Annotated in this window: 1 protein-coding gene; it reads left to right on the top strand. The window is 68.9% G+C overall.

What is annotated here, in order from left to right:
* Nucleotides 1–58: 58 nt before the first annotated feature.
* Nucleotides 59–1,289 (top strand): AMP-binding protein (locus LI92_RS21240; protein ID WP_046322493.1); only part of this gene is annotated, 1,231 nt, incomplete at its 3' end.

Below are 1,289 nucleotides of genomic sequence, written 5' to 3'. Positions count from 1 at the left end.
AGGGGCGGTCGGTAATGTCCAGCGGGCAAGCTTTCAGCGCTCTAGCGGAGGTAACTCGATGTCGACGCAGTCCATGCGCCAGCCCATTCACTCCGGGCATCTCACCGTGGGCGCCCTCAAGCGCAACAAGGACAAGCCGGTGCTGTTCCTCGGCGACACCACACTGACCGGTGGTCAGCTCGCCGAGCGCATCAGCCAGTACATCCAGGCGTTCGACGCGCTCGGGGCCGACGCGACCGGCCTGCTGTCGCTGAACCGCCCCGAGGTGCTGATGATCATCGGCGCCGGCCAGATCCGGGGATACCGGCGTACCGCGCTGCACCCGCTGGGTTCGCTCGACGACCACGCCTACGTGCTGGCCGACGCCGAGGTCGCCACCCTGATCATCGATCCCACCCCGGCGTTCGTGGAGCGCGCCCTGGGTCTGCTGGAGAAGGTGCCCACCCTGCGGCAGGTGCTGACCATCGGGCCGGTGCCCGCGGCGCTCGAGGGCAAGGCCGTGGACCTGGCGGCCGAGGCGGCCAAGTACGAGCCGCAGCCGCTGCTGCCCGCCGACCTGCCCGCCGACCACATCGGCGGCCTCACCTACACCGGCGGGACCACCGGCAAGCCCAAGGGCGTCATCGGCACCGTGTCCTCCATCACCGCGATGACCACCACGCAGCTCGCCGAGTGGGAATGGCCCGAGCACCCGAAGTTCCTGATGTGCACCCCGCTGTCGCACGCCGGGGCGGCGTTCTTCGTGCCGACCATCGTCAAGGGCGGCGAGCTGGTGGTGCTGACCAAGTTCGACCCCGCGGAGGTGCTGCGGGTGATCGAGGAGCAGAAGATCACCGCCACCATGCTGGTGCCGTCGATGATCTACGCGCTGCTGGACCACCCGGACTCGCACACCCGCGACCTGTCGTCGCTGGAGACGGTGTACTACGGCGCCTCGGCGATGAACCCGGTCCGCCTCCAAGAGGCCATCGACCGGTTCGGGCCGATCTTCGCCCAGTACTACGGCCAGTCCGAGGCGCCGATGGTGATCACCTACCTGGCCAAGGGCGACCACGACCAGAAGCGGCTCACCTCCTGCGGCCGCCCCACGCTGTTCGCCCAGGTGGCGCTGCTGGGCGACGACGGCAAGCCGGTGCCCCAGGGTGAGGTCGGCGAGATCTGCGTGTCCGGGCCGCTGCTGTCAGGCGGCTACTGGAAGCTCCCCGAGGCCACCGCCGAGACGTTCAAGGACGGCTGGATGCACACCGGTGACCTGGCCCGCGAAGACGAAGACGGCTTCTATTTCATCG

The organism is Mycobacterium sp. UM_Kg1, from assembly GCF_000972925.1.
GTDB classification, from domain to species: domain Bacteria; phylum Actinomycetota; class Actinomycetes; order Mycobacteriales; family Mycobacteriaceae; genus Mycobacterium; species Mycobacterium hiberniae.
Note: the sequence above shows the minus strand (reverse complement) of the source record. Positions and strands in the feature narration are given on the sequence as shown.